We start from the raw sequence: 16,265 nt of genomic DNA on the forward strand, positions 1-16,265 counted from the left end.
ATGTATGAAACTGAGGGAATAACCCCTCAGTTCAAACCGTTAGTCAAATTAAAATATTCTAATCATTACATCTTCCCAAAAAAATCAGACTTTTGAAAGCGTATTTTCACTATCGAAATAGTGTTTTTCGCTTATCGTTGTGCAATTGGAACGTACACTTGATGTGTTGGTCCATTATAATCAGCACGCGGACGGATTAAACGGTTGTTTTCATATTGTTCTAGAATATGAGCTAACCAGCCTGACATACGGCTAATTGCAAAGATAGGTGTAAATAAGTCATGGTCAATTCCTAAACAATGGTATACAGAAGCTGAATAGAAATCAACATTTGGTGGAAGACCTTTTTCTTTTGTTACAATGTCTTCAATTTTGATAGACATATTATACCATTTGTCTTCTCCTAAAAGCACGCATAATCTCTTAGACATTTCGCGTAAATGTTTTGCTCGCGGATCACCCTGCTCATATACACGGTGGCCAAAGCCCATGATTTTCACTTTATTTTGAAGAGCATTATGAATATATGATTCTACATTTTCTTCTTCGCCAATTTCAGTTAACATCTTCATTACATTTTCATTTGCCCCGCCGTGAAGAGGACCTTTTAACGCACCGATTGCTGCTGTAATACCAGAATATACATCTGAAAGTGTAGCTACACAAACGCGTGCAGTAAATGTAGAAGCGTTTAACTCATGATCTGCGTGAAGGACAAGTGCCTTATCAAAAGCTTCAATTTCAACTTCATTTGGCTCGCGATCATTTAACATGTACAAGAAGTTTGCAGCTAATGATAAATCGTTTCTAGGCTCAACAACATCTAAACCTTTACGAATTCTTGCATAAGCAGCAACTAAAGTTCCCACTTGAGCCTGCAATTTAACCGCTTTCAAATAATTGGACTTTTCATCCATAATTTCAGCGCTCTCATCGTATAATGATAGCATGGAAATTGCAGTTCGTAAAACAGACATCGGATGTGCGATCTTTAAATCTACTTGTTTCAAATATGTTAAAATCTCACCTGGAACTTTATAGTATTCCGATACAGTTTCTTTAAATTTCGCTAATTCTTGTTCGTTAGGAAGCTTGCGATGCCATAATAAGTACACTACTTCTTCAAATGTAGCATTCTCCGCTAAATCATCAATATTATACCCAACATAAGTTAATGTATCATCAATAATAGAGCTCACAGATGATGTTGTTGCTACTACCCCTTCTAAACCTCGAATAACAGTCATGACATTCTCTCCTTTTCCTGAAAATTCTCCCAACCTTGCTCCTTATATCTATTTGCTCCCCTTTTGAATTATGAACGCCCGTTCACTCTTTAGGCAAGCAAAATGCACGATCATGCAAATTTGTTGCGATGTTCCCCTCTTATTGTCCATTGTCTACATGGAAAGCATGAGCGTGAATGTCTCCCCGAATCCTCACGCTCAAAAAAACAAGTTAGTGAGGAAAATAAATTCCGAAGAGTTTTATGATAAAAACAACATAAAACAATATCATTATAAAATTGTTTTATGTTGTTTTTATTTTATCTGGTGTAAAGTCTCTGCTGTTATGTAACTTTTCAAAGTTTCTAATCCTATTATAAACAATTATCTGACTTTTGTGAACAGAAAGAATTCAAAATTTTTATATTACTATAAAATTCCTTATTTAAACATCTGTATAATACTCATAATCGCATAGGCAATTCCAGCCCCAATTAATGGACCGACAGCAACTCCATTAAATAAAGCAACCGCTATAATTGTCCCGAAAACGAGCGCAGTTGTAATATGAGGATCCGTCGTCAATAATTGCACGCCGCCTTTCGCTAACAAAGCAACCGCTACCCCTGAGGCTAAAGCAATCCATGCATAATACGATTTCGCCGCTTCTCCAAGTTGTTTAAAACCTATTTCCCCCGTCGCAATCGGTACGAGCACTGCTATTGTAATAACTGTAACACCGAGGTTAATCCCTTTCGTTTGTAGATAAGGAAAGACTTTATCTCCTAGAAACGTAAACTTCAATAAAAATAACACACCAATAGCTACAGTAAGCGATTGGTTTTTCGCAATAAGTCCGATAATAAGTAGTATGAATAAAAATAACGTTGACTGACTAATCATGTTTGCACTTCCTTTCTGAAAATAATGAACTCATTTCCAAACAAAAATACCTTTAAACTTATCGTTATACATGCTATATCGATGTATATTCAACAGTAACCACTTCATTTTTTTATGTATTTTAAAATGAAAAACTGAGACTTTTACCATCAAAAATTTAAGCATGTATACATTTTTTTAAAACAATTGTCTCTCCTTTCTTTTCTAATAAGAAACAGGTAAAATAAAAAGAAGAGAAAATGAAGTTTTTACCATATAGTAGAAGCATCAACACCAAGCTTTTCCAGTCACTCATGTACTGAAAAAGCAGGAAAAATCCATCATTCCACTATAACATAAAGTGAAACTTTAATCAGTGGGGCATTTTTCACTGATTATTAGTTGAACCAATCGGGCATTTACGGGCAGTTTATCTCCACCTAACTCCTTTGATCCAGCCGCACTTCAGGTAGGAGATTTACTGCCCGTTAATACGGGATAAAGTGAAACTTTAATCAGTGCAGCACACTCGTTATAAGTTGAACGAATTAGGATAATCCATATTGGAATGGGAGGTATACATCTTTGAATCGAAACTTACTATATATGATATTGCGACTCATATTCGTCATTGTAGCGACGGTAGCAGGGTTCTATGCATTACTATATATGTCAGGACTTATCTACCCTTTTATTATTGCTTTCGCATTTGCTTATTTGATTAATCCTGTCGTCAATTTCCTTAACCAAAAACTACAATTCCCTCGTGCACTAGCAGTACTCGTTAGCTTAATTCTCGTATTCGGAGCTATCGTTGGACTTGTTACATATCTTGTAACGGAAGCAATATCTGCCACAACATACTTACTTCAACTTGTTACAATAAAGTTTCCAGATATCGTTACATTCGCGCAACAATTTGCACTTAATCATATTATGCCTCTCTATGATGATTTAATTTCTAAATTTAATCATCTTGGGGAACCACAGCGCTATACGATCACACAAAACATTCAAAACTTAGGAACTGAAGCAACGACGCAAATGAAAGAACTTTTAACAGCTATTATAAGCGGGTTAACAAATTTCATTAGTGCACTACCAACAACTTTAACTGTCCTTGTATTCGTTTTATTAGCGACTTTCTTCATTAGTTACGACTGGCACCGCCTTGCTCAGAAAGTAAGAAATCTTTTGCCCAATCGTGTTCATGGCTATGGAAAAACTATTTTTGTCGATTTAAGAAAAGCTTTATTTGGTTTTGTTAAAGCGCAACTTACACTCGTATCTATGACAACTGTTATTGTACTAATCGGGCTGTTAATATTACGCGTACCTTACGCCATTACTATCGCGATTATTACAGGGGTTGTAGATTTACTCCCATATTTAGGAACAGGCGCCGTCTTCGTTCCTTGGGTTATATACGTATTTTTCACTGGCGACACCGCTTTCGCCATCGGTCTTCTCATCTTATACATCGTCGTGATTGTCCAAAGACAAATTATGGAGCCAAAAGTACTTTCCTCTAATATCGGTCTTGATCCATTAGCAACACTGATCGCTCTATTTGTCGGCTTTAAGCTTTTTGGCTTTTTAGGATTAATCATCGGTCCAGTCACCTTAGTACTACTTAATACATTGCACAAAGCTCGTGTATTCCATGATTTGTGGAAATATATTAAAGGCTCACCTTCAAAATAATAGTTTCTAACTCATATACAACAAAAACTTACATGTAATCAGTGGGAATTTCCCACTGATTATTCCTTGTACTTATTTTTCACACTCATTACATACAACAAGAGAATTGCCCCCCAAAAGGATAGTTCTCTTATTTTTTTGCATAGAAAACGCATATTTCGAGGTATTTTTACATATTTATTCTATTATTTTTATAATTATTACTTACATTTATTACTTTTTATGTAAATGAATAAATATGCAAAATAACATAAAACGAGACTTAAACTAACAATTTTCCTACTCTTATCTAAGCTATTCCATACCAATTGATTCTTTTTATATACAAAAACAGGCTTGAGCTCAGAAGAATTTTTCTACAGCACACTCATTAAGAGCTACCAACTCCTCAAATCACATATCCAATCGAAAAATACACAGCAAATACATTAAAGTAAAACTTTAATCCGCAGGGATTTGTCCACTACTGATCATTACCCTTCACCAACCAGACTTTTATAGGTAGTCCGATTCCCCCCCCTTCACACTCAGCAAATCCCAAGGCAGACGTCTTCTTACCTTCAAATAGCCAGAGTAAAGCAAAACTTTAATTAACCGCTCTTTAACCACCCCCTCTCATCCTTTTACAGGCAAAAAAAATAGTACTTAGATCGCTATAATCTAAGCACTATTTCTGCACAATAATAGTAGAGTTCTTTCTAAACTTCCATTCCATCCACTTCATAACAAACGGCTTCAACAAAGCCCTCGTCATAGGGATAACAAAGATAAAACCTATTATATCCGTTACATATCCAGGAAGTACCAAAAGAATACCTCCTACAAAGATAAAAATACCATCCAGTACTGCCCCTCCTGGCATTTCTCCTCTATTTAACTTAGATTGAATCTCTCCAAGCACTTTAAATCCTTGCCTTTTCGCCAAATAGACGCCAACAATACCCGTAAATATAATCATTGCGAACGTAGACCATAAACCTATTACATGACTCGATCCAATTAAGACTGTAATCTCAATCGCTGGTATTAAAATAAACAAGAATAGTAACCACTTCATAGTTCCACACTCCTCTCACACATCACTTTAAACGCCCTCACGGCGCCCATATACATCATACAAAAACTAAACATCTTTTCCTATTAAAGCTCATAACAAACAGCTTTTAGAAGCAATTTCAGGCGTTTTAAGCTAGTTTTACCTCGTTTTTGTGTAAAAAAAAAGAGAAGGACTCCGATCCTTCTCTCCGTATTACTTATAGCACTTCCGCATGTCCATTATAAACAATTCCGCGTGCCGCATCAACTGTTACTTCTTGGCCATTTTTTAAAGTTGCTGTTACGCCGTTTACACCAACGATAACAGGAATACCGATTGATACACCTACAACAGCCGCATGGCTTGTTAGACCGCCTTCTTCTACAACTAGAGCAGCAGCTTTTTCGATTGCAGGAATCATATCTTTATCAGTGCTTGTTGTAACAAGGATATCACCTTCGTTTACGTTCGCTACAGCTTCAGCAGCTGTTTTTGCTACAACTACTTTACCTTTTGCAGCTTTACGACCGATTCCTTGTCCTTTAGCAACTTCTTCACCAACAACATGGATTTTCATTAAGTTTGTTGTGCCAGTTTCAGCAACTGGTACACCAGCAGTGATTACTACAGTGTCTCCAAGTCCGATTAGACCTGCATCCATACCTGTTTGAATTGCAGTATCTAACATTTCGTCAGTAGACGCTGCACGTTTTCCAGCCATAAATGCTTGTACACCCCAAACAAGTGCAAGACGACGTCCTACTTGCTCGTCAGATGTTACAGCTACGATTGGAGATTTTGGACGGTATTTAGAGATCATTTTCGCAGTATGTCCACTTTCTGTTGGAGCTACGATTGCAGCTACATCAAGAGCAAGTGCTGTATGCGCAACAGATTGGCTAATTGCATCTGTGATTGTTGGCGTGAACTCTTTAATACGTTTTTTGAACATATCTTCATATTGTAATGATTTTTCAACACGTACTGCAATGTTAGCCATCATTGTTACTGCTTCTACTGGGTATTGACCAGCAGCTGTTTCACCTGAAAGCATGATTGCATCTGTACCATCGAAGATTGCGTTCGCTACGTCACTTGCTTCCGCACGAGTTGGACGTGGGTTACGTTGCATAGAATCTAACATTTGTGTCGCAGTAATAACTGGTTTACCTAACACGTTACATTTTTTGATTAGACGTTTTTGTACTAATGGTACTTCTTCTGGTGGAATTTCTACACCCATATCACCACGAGCTACCATTAAACCGTCAGAAACTTCTAAGATTGAATCGATGTTGTCGATACCCTCTTGGTTTTCGATTTTTGGTACGATTTGGATGTATTGAGCGTTATGCCCTTCTAATAATTCACGGATTTCTAATACGTCAGATGCTTTACGTACGAATGAAGCTGCGATGAAATCAACTTTTTGCTCGATACCGAAGATGATATCTTTTACGTCTTTTTCAGTGATACCAGGAAGCTTAATGCTTACGTTTGGTACGTTAACACCTTTTTTATTTTTTACAGTTCCGCTGTTAAGAACTTTTGTACGGATGTTTCCGTCAGCTTTTTCGATTACTTCTAGTTCGATAAGACCGTCATCGATTAGAATACGAGAACCTGGGTCTACATCGTCATAAAGACCAGCATAAGATACAGAGAACTTCTCTGCAGTACCTAATACTTGCTCAGTAGAAAGAACTACTTCTGCACCTGTAACAAGCTCAGCTTGTCCGTCTACGAAGTCGTGAGTACGAATTTCTGGACCTTTTGTATCAAGTAAGATACCAACTGTTTTACCAGTTTTCTTTGAAGCTTCACGAATGTTTTTAATACGAGCGCCGTGCTCTTCATGGCTACCATGAGAGAAGTTTAAACGAGCAACGTTCATACCCGCTTCGATTAATTGTTCTAATTTCTCAATACTTTCACTAGCAGGACCTATAGTACATACAATTTTAGTTTTACGCATATTGCACCTCCGAAAATTATGAAACCGTTCCCAAATATCCGACATTAAGCCGATTAGATGGATAATTCTTTAGATAATTGATACATATCTTTATCGATTGTATGCTTTTGAGCTAACGCTTCGATAATATCATGATCAACAAGTTTATTATCTTGAATACCTACACAACGTCCACCTTTACCAGCAATTAATAATTCAACTGCTCTTGCGCCAAGACGACTCGCTAATACGCGGTCTTGCGCACTTGGTGATCCACCACGTTGTACGTGACCTAATACAGTTACACGAGTATCAAAGTTTGTTGCTTCTTCAATGTGCTTACCGATGTCAATTGCACTTCCAACACCTTCAGCCACAATGATAATACTGTGTTTTTTACCACGTTCACTACCGCGCTTCAGACGAGCAATAACATCTTCCATGTCATACTCTTCTTCTGGAATTAAGATTGTTTCAGCACCATCAGCTAAACCAGCCCATAATGCGATATCTCCAGCATGACGCCCCATTACTTCGATAACATATGTACGTTCATGAGATGTAGCTGTGTCACGAATTTTATCAATTGCATCAATAACAGTATTTAAAGCTGTATCGAAACCAATTGTGAAGTCTGTTCCAGGAATATCATTGTCGATTGTACCTGGTACACCAACACATGGGAATCCTTGTTCAGTTAATTTTTTAGCACCTTGGTAAGAGCCATCTCCACCAATAACAACAAGTCCTTCAATACCGTGTTTCTTTAATTGCTCGATACCCTTTAGTCGTACTTCTGGATCTTTAAACTCAGGACATCTTGCTGTATATAATTTTGTACCACCACGGTGGATAATATCGCCAACAGAACCAAGTTCTAATTTTTCAATATGACCAGAAATTAAACCAGCGTATCCATGGTAAATACCATATACTTCAATATCATGGAAAATCGCTTTACGAACAACTGCACGAATGGCAGCATTCATACCAGGTGAATCTCCACCACTTGTTAATACACCAATACGTTTCATTTGTACTCACCTCATAAAGATTATTTGCCTTATAATAAAATAACACGAAAAAATATAAAAACACAATGGAGAAGATGTGTCTTTTCATAATAAAAACGTGCATTCGCGAAGAGGAACGCACGCTTTTCTTATTTTATCCCAATGGAAGCGTTTGAAAACGAAACTTGCCCAATTTTCATATATTTTTCATAACGTTTTTCGATTAATTCATCTTTCGAAATTCCGCTTAATTGTTCAAAAGTTTTCTTAAGCATTAAATCTATATTTTCTGATTGTTTTAAAACATTACGATGCGCTCCGCCTTTTGCCTCTGGAATAATTTCGTCAATTACACCTAATTCTTTCAAATCTGATGCTGTAATTTTCATCGCTTCTGCAGCTTCTTTTGCTTTACCAGCGTCTTTCCAAAGAATTGCCGCCGCACCCTCTGGTGTAATAACAGAATACGTAGAATTTTCCAGCATATGAATGTAATCTCCTACTCCAAGACCTAACGCACCACCACTACCACCTTCACCGATAACAATACAAATAACAGGTACAGTTAAACCCGCCATTTCAAATAAATTACGGGCAATTGCCTCACTTTGTCCACGTTCTTCAGCTGCTTTACCAGGATAAGCTCCCTTCGTATCGATGAAACAAATAATAGGACGATTAAACTTTTCCGCTTGTTTCATTAGACGCAGTGCTTTTCGATATCCTTCTGGATGAGGCATCCCAAAATTACGACGAATATTTTCTTTCGTATCTTTTCCGCGTTGGTGCCCAATTACAGTTACAGGCATCCCTTTATATTTCGCAATGCCGCCGACAATCGCTGCATCGTCGCCAAATAGGCGATCTCCATGACATTCAAAAAAATTAGTAAATAAGTGCTCAATATAATCGAGCGTTGTCGGTCGTTCTGCATGACGAGCAATTTGAACACGGTCCCATACTTTCATATTGCCGTATATATCTTCCTCTAATTTTTCTAGCTTGTCTTCCAAAATACGAATCTCCTCACTGAAGTCCATCTGGCTGTTTTTCGTATAGTCTTTCAGTTCACGAATCTTATTTCTTAGCTCAACAACTGGTTTTTCAAATTCTAGCTCTGCCATACAGCCATTTCCCCTCCTTGATGAACTTCTAAAATCTTACGGAGCGATTCTCTCATATCATCACGATGCACCACCGCATCTAATTGACCGTGCTCTAGTAAAAATTCTGCCGTTTGGAAATCTTCCGGTAGCTTCTCACGCACTGTTTGTTCAATTACACGTCTACCAGCAAATCCGATAAGTGCACCTGGCTCTGCAAGATTGTAATCACCAAGTGAAGCGAAACTCGCTGAAACCCCGCCCGTCGTTGGGTGAGTCATAACAGAAATAAATAACCCTCCTGCATTACTATGCTTTTTCAAAGCTACGCTTGTTTTTGCCATTTGCATTAAACTTAATATCCCTTCTTGCATACGGGCACCACCCGACGCAGTAAAGATAATAAATGGAACTTGTAAGTCGTATGCTTTTTCAACTGCACGGGCAATTTTCTCTCCTACAACGGAGCCCATGCTGCCCATTCGAAAACGAGAATCCATTACTGCAACAACAACAAGCATGTCATCAATTGTTCCTTCACCAGTTACAACCGCTTCGTTCAATTCAGTCTTCTTACGATCGCTCTCTAGTTTCTCTTCATATGCTGGAAACTCGAGTGGATTTAATGAAACCATTTCTTTGTCATACTCACGGAATGACCCTTCGTCCAATATACTATCAAGACGTTCCCATGCATTCATAGAATGATGATATCCACAATTCACACATACTTTTAAATTTTTTAGAAGCTCTTTCGTATACATGATTTTTTTACATTTCGGACATTTTGTCATAACGCCATCTGGTACATCTTTTCGTACTTGTTCTGAAGGTATTGCAGCGTACTTTTTCTTTTTCACGAATAAATCTCTTAGCACAATTTGACCCCCTTCGTTGAGAGCTAAGGTTAGCGCAAGAAGAAAATTGGGCTAACACCAAAGTTTGATGTTAGCCTTATCTTCTCAATCTGTCTAATAACCTCACTCTTTACGTTTAACTTTAACCGCTACGCGATAGAATGTTTGTCATAACGTGTCATGGTCATTTCGACAAATTTTATACATTACGAGTGAAACTGTATATTCTCTACTAATTCATCGTAAATTTTTAGTGCATCATTTTCTTGTTTTTCTTCCAAGGTAGCATAAAGCTTTCTATACATATCAATAGAATCTCCTGAAACTTTACAAGAAAGAGTTGATACGTAATCATTTACGATCATCCAAATGCGATATAGTAAATAATTATCGACTTGTTCAATAAGTGTTTTAAAGAACGTTTGATGAAGCGTCGGAATTGAGTTTTCATTTTCTTCAAGCACTTGATGTAATTTACTTAGCACTTTAGAAAACGTTTCTTTCGGTAAATTACATACAATTCGAATCATATCTTTCTCAAGCAATCGTTTTGTTTGTAATAAATCACGAATTGTTTTCTCATCTTGCAGCAAAAACGGAGCAATCAATTGTACAAGACCGTTATCATAAAAGTTTCGAATAAACGTCCCTTCACCACGTCTCGTTTCAATCAATCCTACCAGTTCTAAAGCACGCAACGCTTCTCTTACAGAAGAACGTCCTACGTTTAAACGTGAACTTAACTCACGCTCAGACGGTAAACGATCCCCTGCTACCAATCCATCCTCTTCCATAATGGAACGGATTTTTTTTACAATTTCGAGATATACTTTTGTATTTGATGATGTCAATGGAAATTCCTCGCTTATTCTTTACCAATCAGCGCTAATTGTTTTGTTTTCTCAGCAACCTCATTTGGATCTACTTGACGGCGAGCTACTCCTGTTTCCATTGCTGCTTTCGCAACGTAAGCTGCCACTTGAGGCGCCACACGCGCGTCAAACGGTGCTGGAATGATATAGTCTGCATTTAACTCATCTTCTGCTACAAGCTCAGCAATAGCCTGTACAGCTGCCATCTTCATTTCTTCGTTAATTTGTGTCGCATGTACGTCAAGTGCACCGCGGAAAATACCAGGGAACGCTAGTACATTATTTACTTGGTTCGCAAAGTCAGAACGACCTGTTCCAACAACAGCTGCGCCCGCTGCTTTTGCCAATTCTGGCATAATTTCTGGAACTGGATTCGCCATTGCAAAAATAATTGCATCGTCATTCATTGTACGAACCATCTCTTCTGTTAATGCACCTTCTGCAGATACACCAATGAATACGTCCGCACCTTGTACAACATCAGCTAAAGAACCTTCGATACGATTCTTATTTGTATATTTTGCAACTTCATCCTTCACCGGATTCATACCTGTAGGACGACCCTCATAGATCGCGCCTTTACGGTCACACATAATAATGTCGCGTACGCCATAGCGATATAAAAGTTTAATAATTGCAATACCTGCTGCACCTGCGCCATTTGCGACAACTTTAATGTCAGACATTTTCTTTCCAACTAATTTTAGCGCGTTTACAAGACCTGCTACTGTTACGATAGCTGTTCCGTGTTGATCATCATGGAAGATAGGAATATTTGTTTCTTTTTTCAAACGTTCTTCAATAATGAAGCAGTTTGGTGCTGCGATATCTTCTAAGTTAACGCCGCCAAAAGTTGGCTCCATTAATTTTACAGTTTCAACAATTTTATCTACATCGTTTGTATTTAAGGCAATTGGGAATGCATCTACACCAGCAAAGCTCTTGAATAATACAGCTTTACCTTCCATTACTGGAAGAGATGCTTCAGGTCCAATGTTACCAAGACCAAGTACAGCCGTTCCATCTGTCACAACTGCTACCATATTTCCCTTCATCGTATATTCATATACCTTACTTTTATCGTCATAAATTTCTTTACAAGGTTCTGCAACCCCTGGAGAATATGCAAGACTTAAATCTTTTGCATTTTCTACTTTTACTTTTGATACAGTTTCTAATTTTCCTTGATGCACTTTATGCATGTGAAGTGCTTCTTCACGAAGTGTTGACAAACTATCCACTCTCCTCAAATTATTCTAGCTGATATCAATTTCTCCAAGTGGTCTGACCACGAACACTACTACTATAATAATCGAAGTGTAGGGAAATTGTCCATTATATTTTCACAACCACATTTTCTTCCCCGACAATTTCACGAAGTGCCCCTAAACATTCTTCACTTGGATGAATCGATAAACTCCGAGATAATTGTACCATTTTATGTTCCTTTTCATAATAAATTAGTACTTTCGCAAAACCTGAATAGTCAAACAATATTTTAGTAACCTGATTTAACAGCTTTTTCTCATACTGAGACGGCAATTTCACGTAAACAGATGCGTCTTTCTTTTCTTCATACACATCCATTTCTTCTAATGGATATAGCCCATTTACAATCCATTGTAACTTATGATTTCTTAGCTCAATCATACCGTCAACTAAAACAATTGCCCCTTCTTGTAACTTATCTGAGAAATGTATATACGTTTCTGGGAAAAGAACTGCTTCCATTTCATCATTTTGATCACAAAATGTAATAAACGCCATCTTTTGCAACTTTTTCGTACGAATCACTCTCACGCTTGTTATATACACGATAGCCCTTTGTACTTTTTTCTTATGTCGCATTGCCTGAGCGAGAGATGGAATTTCTAATTCTTTCGCTAACTTCACATACTGTGCTGTCGGATAGCTTGATAAATAAAAACCTAGTGCTTCCTTCTCTTTATTTAACTGTTCAATAAAAGAGAGCTCTTCTCCTTGCACGTATTTTGATTTTGGAACAGCATCTCCTAAATCACGTGCAAGATTTGCGTACTCTAACGCTCCTTTAAGGCTCTTCCATAAATTCGTTCTCGAAACACCAAAATCGTCAAAACACCCAGACCAGACGAACGCCTCTAAATTCCGTTCTGTTACAAACTTTGATGGCATGCGAAGGCAAAATTCAAATAAATCTTCAAACATTTTTTCCTCTCGTTCTTCGAGTAACGCTGTCACTGTAGCCATTCCGATGTTTCGAATGGAAAGTAAGCTGTAACGTATCGCATTGCCTTCTATTTGGAAATTGTAACCACTTCTCTGAAGAGACGGCGGCAAAACATGAAAACCTTTTCGCTTCGTTTCTCGTATATATTGCACAATCTTATCTTCATTTCCAATTGCACTTGATAATAGTGCCGTCATGAATTCCAACGTATAATTCGCTTTTAAGTAGGCAAGCTGATATCCAATCATACTGTAGGCTACAGCGTGACTTCGGTTAAAACCGTAATTCGCAAATCTTACAATCAAATCATAAATTTTCTCCGCGGATGTCTCATCATAACCATTTTGTAAACAACCTTGCACAAAATGCTTACGTTCCTGATCTAAAATATCACGATTTTTTTTACTCACTGCACGGCGTAATAAATCTGCTTCTCCGAGCGAGAATCCCGCCAACTTCGACGCAATTTGCATAATTTGTTCTTGGTATACAATTACACCGTATGTTCTTTCTAAAATCGGCTTTAAATCCGGATGTAAATATTCAATTTGTCTTTTTCCGTGCTTTGATTCAATAAAGGTCGGAATTTGTTCCATCGGTCCTGGTCTATATAACGAGTTAACAGCGACAATATCTTCAAATTCATTCGGTTTTAACCCGCGAAGTACATTTCGCATACCACCTGATTCAAGCTGGAATACACCTGTTGTATCCCCTCTCCCTAACAATTGGAACGTCTTTTCATCTTGAAGTGGTAAATTTCTTATATCGATTTGTGTCCCCGTTTTTTTCACGATAAACTTTATAATATTTTCAAGTAACGTTAAATTACGTAATCCTAAAAAGTCCATCTTGAGCAACCCAAGTTCTTCTAATGCATCAGCTGGGTATTGCGTAACATACACATCGTTATGCCCTTCTTGAATTGCAACACTTCCTGTTAACGGCTCTTGGCTCATAATAACGCCAGCTGCATGAATAGACGTATGACGTGGTAAGCCTTCTACACGTTTTGCAATTTCAAATACACGCTCATGCAAAAGATTCCCTTGTATAAACTCACGGAGTGATTGCGATTCCTCATATGCATCTTTTAACGTTATACCAAGCTTTGATGGGATAAGTTTTGAGAATATGTCAATATCTCGCGGCGGAAGCCCCATTACACGGGCGATATCTCTAATTGCCGCTTTCGCTGCAAGCGTCCCGAACGTTACAATTTGCGCAACACGAATCTGACCATATTTATCTTTCACATATCGAATCATTTCATCACGTCTTATATCTGGAAAATCGATATCAATATCCGGAAGTGTCACACGTTCAGGGTTTAAAAATCTTTCAAATAATAGATCGTATTCAATTGGATCAATATCTGTAATTTCTAATACGTAAGAAACGAGCGATCCAGCTGCCGATCCACGTCCTGGTCCTGTTAAAATATGATTTTCATGTGCGTATTTCATAAAGTCCCATACGATGAGGAAATAATCACTAAATCCCATACTAGAAATAACGTTTAATTCATGATTCAAACGCTGTATATGTACTTCTTTCGGCGTACCATATCGTTTGTGCAACCCTTCTTCACAAACGCGGCGTAAATACGTATCATTCGTCTCGTTAGATGGAACTGGAAATTTCGGTAATTGATTTACATGGAAAGGAATTTCTACTTGGCAACGTTCTGCGATTTTTATTGTATTTTGAATCGCTTCCTCAGCATGCGAAAATAGTGCTTCCATTTCATCCATTGACTTTAAATAATACTGATCCGTTTTCATTCTCGGCCTATCTGGATCCGTCATTTTCGTTCCACTTTCAACAGATAATAAGCATTCATGAACAAGTGCGTCACTTTGATTGATGTAGCGTACATCGTTTGTTGCAACGACCGGAACATTTACCTTATTAATAAATTCAGGTAGCTTTTCTTGTAAAAGCAGTTCATCTTGAATCGCATGATGCTGCAAACTCATATAAAAATTGCCGAACATACTTTGATACATGCGAGCTACTTCTTCAGCTTGACTCTCTTTGTCTTCTAATAATAATTGTTCAATTTCCCCATCTTTACCTGGTGAAATGGCAATTAATCCTTTTGCATAATGGGCAAGCCACTTTTTCGGAATACCTTCTTTGGACTTTGTCATAATGCTACTAGAAATCTTTAATAAATTTTGATAGCCTATTTCATTTTCAGCAAGTAAAACAAGCGGATAAGCCCTTTCTTCTTCTTCACTAAAAATAGAAGCTGTTAAGCCGATAATAGGCTGTATACCATGTTTCTTACATGCTTTATAAAACGGAATAACGCCATACATAACATTTTCATCCGTAATAGCCAGCGATGAAAAACCAAGTTCTTTCGCCCTGACTACAAGCTCATCAATTTTACAAGCACTTTTTAATAAACTAAAAACGGTTTGACATTGTAAATGCACAAACTTCACTGTTGTACCCTCTCTTTACCAATCTGACTACTTTTATTATAGGTGATGAGGAAAGCGGAAATCAAAACATACTTCTTATACTTTGTCCATATATATGAAGAAGAAAGGGGAATGACGATGGATGTAAGAGAACATACTTTTTTCTCTCTGCTCATTATTAGTTATTTTATTGCCTTTGGGGTTATACTTGGCGGTTCATTAATTGGCGGATTTGGTGCATTTCTTATCGGAAAACCAACTCTCACTTACATTAATCAATTCGCCCAAAATTTAAAGATTTGGGCACTCGTTGCAGCAATTGGTGGAACATTTGATACTTTTTATAGCTTTGAAAGAAGTTTCTTTGGCGGAGATATGAAAGATATCGTAAAACAAATTCTCCTTATTTTTTTCGCAACTGGTGGTATGCAAACAGGTCTTACTATTATTAAATGGCTAACGCAGGAACATGTATGAGAGTGCCAAGTGCCAATACAGCCAAAAGATGGTATTTAGTTTTAGCTGGCGCTGCTGTTGGAGGCGTATTGAGCTGGTTTGTTTTTTTGTACATATACGGTGTTTTTCAAGAAGAACAAGCTAGTAAAATAGCAGAGCAACGAGAAATTATAGAAAAACAAGAAGCAAAGCTCCACGTCCTTCTCGAAGATCAAGAAAAATTGAACACTGAAAATAAACGACTCTTAACCATTCAAGAGATTAAAATAAAAATTATAAATCGAGAAAAATACGATTTAGACAATCTTACACTCGAAAATATGACCACTTCTATCCATAATGACCTCCAGCATCTTTTAACGAAAAACATTCAAAGTATAGCAAAAAATAAAGACCTACTCAAAAAAGCAATCGAAAATAAAACGTATAAACATTACGATCGTCTATACCGCTTTAAAGTCGATACAATATCTTTTGATACCGTGCTTGAAATCAGCATTGCTATAGAGAAAGAAAAATAA

Annotated in this window: 13 protein-coding genes; 3 read left to right on the forward strand and 10 right to left on the reverse strand. The window is 37.4% G+C overall.

The features are described from left to right. Nucleotides 1-131: 131 nt before the first annotated feature. Nucleotides 132-1,280, reverse strand: coding sequence for a citrate synthase (gene citZ, locus ACXY7N_RS20800; protein ID WP_016086001.1), 1,149 nt, complete (start codon nucleotides 1,278-1,280; stop codon nucleotides 132-134). Between the two features lie 387 nt (nucleotides 1,281-1,667). Continuing rightward, the gene (locus ACXY7N_RS20805; protein WP_016086000.1) at nucleotides 1,668-2,129 is read right to left on the reverse strand and encodes a DUF441 domain-containing protein; all 462 of its coding nucleotides are present in this window, start codon (nucleotides 2,127-2,129) and stop codon (nucleotides 1,668-1,670) included. Between the two features lie 564 nt (nucleotides 2,130-2,693). On the opposite strand from ACXY7N_RS20805, the gene ytvI reads away from it, so the two are divergent. Then, nucleotides 2,694-3,812, forward strand: coding sequence for a sporulation integral membrane protein YtvI (gene ytvI, locus ACXY7N_RS20810; RefSeq protein WP_088084407.1), 1,119 nt, complete (start codon nucleotides 2,694-2,696; stop codon nucleotides 3,810-3,812). Between the two features lie 667 nt (nucleotides 3,813-4,479). On the opposite strand, the gene ACXY7N_RS20815 is transcribed toward ytvI, so the two are convergent. From ACXY7N_RS20815 to dnaE, 8 genes are all read right to left on the reverse strand, one after another. After that, nucleotides 4,480-4,869 carry an FxsA family protein gene (locus tag ACXY7N_RS20815; protein WP_016085998.1) on the reverse strand — a complete coding sequence of 130 codons (390 nt, stop codon included), beginning with the start codon at nucleotides 4,867-4,869 and terminating at the stop codon, nucleotides 4,480-4,482. Nucleotides 4,870-5,065: 196 nt separating this feature from the next. Next, nucleotides 5,066-6,823, reverse strand: coding sequence for a pyruvate kinase (gene pyk, locus ACXY7N_RS20820; protein WP_016085997.1), 1,758 nt, complete (start codon nucleotides 6,821-6,823; stop codon nucleotides 5,066-5,068). A 53-nt stretch (nucleotides 6,824-6,876) separates the two neighbouring features. Beyond that, the gene (gene pfkA, locus ACXY7N_RS20825) at nucleotides 6,877-7,836 is read right to left on the reverse strand and encodes a 6-phosphofructokinase (protein WP_000821161.1); all 960 of its coding nucleotides are present in this window, start codon (nucleotides 7,834-7,836) and stop codon (nucleotides 6,877-6,879) included. Nucleotides 7,837-7,964: 128 nt separating this feature from the next. Continuing rightward, nucleotides 7,965-8,939, reverse strand: a complete 975-nt coding sequence (gene accA / locus ACXY7N_RS20830) for an acetyl-CoA carboxylase carboxyl transferase subunit alpha (RefSeq protein ID WP_016085996.1) — start codon at nucleotides 8,937-8,939, stop codon at nucleotides 7,965-7,967. Further along, on the reverse strand, nucleotides 8,927-9,796 hold the full coding sequence (accD, locus tag ACXY7N_RS20835) for an acetyl-CoA carboxylase, carboxyltransferase subunit beta (protein WP_016085995.1): 870 nt from the start codon (nucleotides 9,794-9,796) through the stop codon (nucleotides 8,927-8,929). The genes accA and accD overlap by 13 nt, the downstream gene beginning before the upstream one ends. A gap of 185 nt (nucleotides 9,797-9,981) precedes the next feature. Beyond that, a complete protein-coding gene (locus tag ACXY7N_RS20840) occupies nucleotides 9,982-10,626 on the reverse strand; it encodes a FadR/GntR family transcriptional regulator (RefSeq protein ID WP_016085994.1) in 645 nt (214 codons plus the stop codon). A 14-nt stretch (nucleotides 10,627-10,640) separates the two neighbouring features. Continuing rightward, on the reverse strand, nucleotides 10,641-11,849 hold the full coding sequence (gene ystJ / locus ACXY7N_RS20845) for an NADP-dependent malic enzyme (protein ID WP_011199012.1): 1,209 nt from the start codon (nucleotides 11,847-11,849) through the stop codon (nucleotides 10,641-10,643). 133 nt (nucleotides 11,850-11,982) lie between these two features. After that, the gene (dnaE, locus tag ACXY7N_RS20850) at nucleotides 11,983-15,309 is read right to left on the reverse strand and encodes a DNA polymerase III subunit alpha (protein WP_016135436.1); all 3,327 of its coding nucleotides are present in this window, start codon (nucleotides 15,307-15,309) and stop codon (nucleotides 11,983-11,985) included. Between the two features lie 42 nt (nucleotides 15,310-15,351). Between dnaE and ytrH the strand changes: the two genes are divergently transcribed. Both ytrH and ytrI read left to right on the forward strand, forming a co-directional pair. Next, nucleotides 15,352-15,765: a sporulation membrane protein YtrH gene (ytrH, locus tag ACXY7N_RS20855; protein WP_116329186.1), complete on the forward strand. Its 414-nt coding sequence runs from the start codon at nucleotides 15,352-15,354 to the stop codon at nucleotides 15,763-15,765. Then, entirely contained in the window at nucleotides 15,762-16,265 is a 504-nt protein-coding gene (gene ytrI / locus ACXY7N_RS20860) for a sporulation membrane protein YtrI (protein WP_016085992.1), read from the forward strand. Before ytrH ends, ytrI begins: the two co-directional genes overlap by 4 nt.

It is taken from the genome of Bacillus sp. 5w2 (genome assembly GCF_054353775.1).

Coding starts and splice junctions, on each gene's coding strand:
- ytrI (WP_016085992.1), top strand. CDS start 15,762: ATGAGAGTGCCAAGTGCCAATACAGCCAAAAGATGGTATTTAGTTTTA.
- ACXY7N_RS20805 (WP_016086000.1), bottom strand. CDS start 2,129: ATGATTAGTCAGTCAACGTTATTTTTATTCATACTACTTATTATCGGA.
- pfkA (WP_000821161.1), bottom strand. CDS start 7,836: ATGAAACGTATTGGTGTATTAACAAGTGGTGGAGATTCACCTGGTATG.
- pyk (WP_016085997.1), bottom strand. CDS start 6,823: ATGCGTAAAACTAAAATTGTATGTACTATAGGTCCTGCTAGTGAAAGT.
- ystJ (WP_011199012.1), bottom strand. CDS start 11,849: ATGCATAAAGTGCATCAAGGAAAATTAGAAACTGTATCAAAAGTAAAA.
- ACXY7N_RS20815 (WP_016085998.1), bottom strand. CDS start 4,869: ATGAAGTGGTTACTATTCTTGTTTATTTTAATACCAGCGATTGAGATT.
- accA (WP_016085996.1), bottom strand. CDS start 8,939: ATGGCAGAGCTAGAATTTGAAAAACCAGTTGTTGAGCTAAGAAATAAG.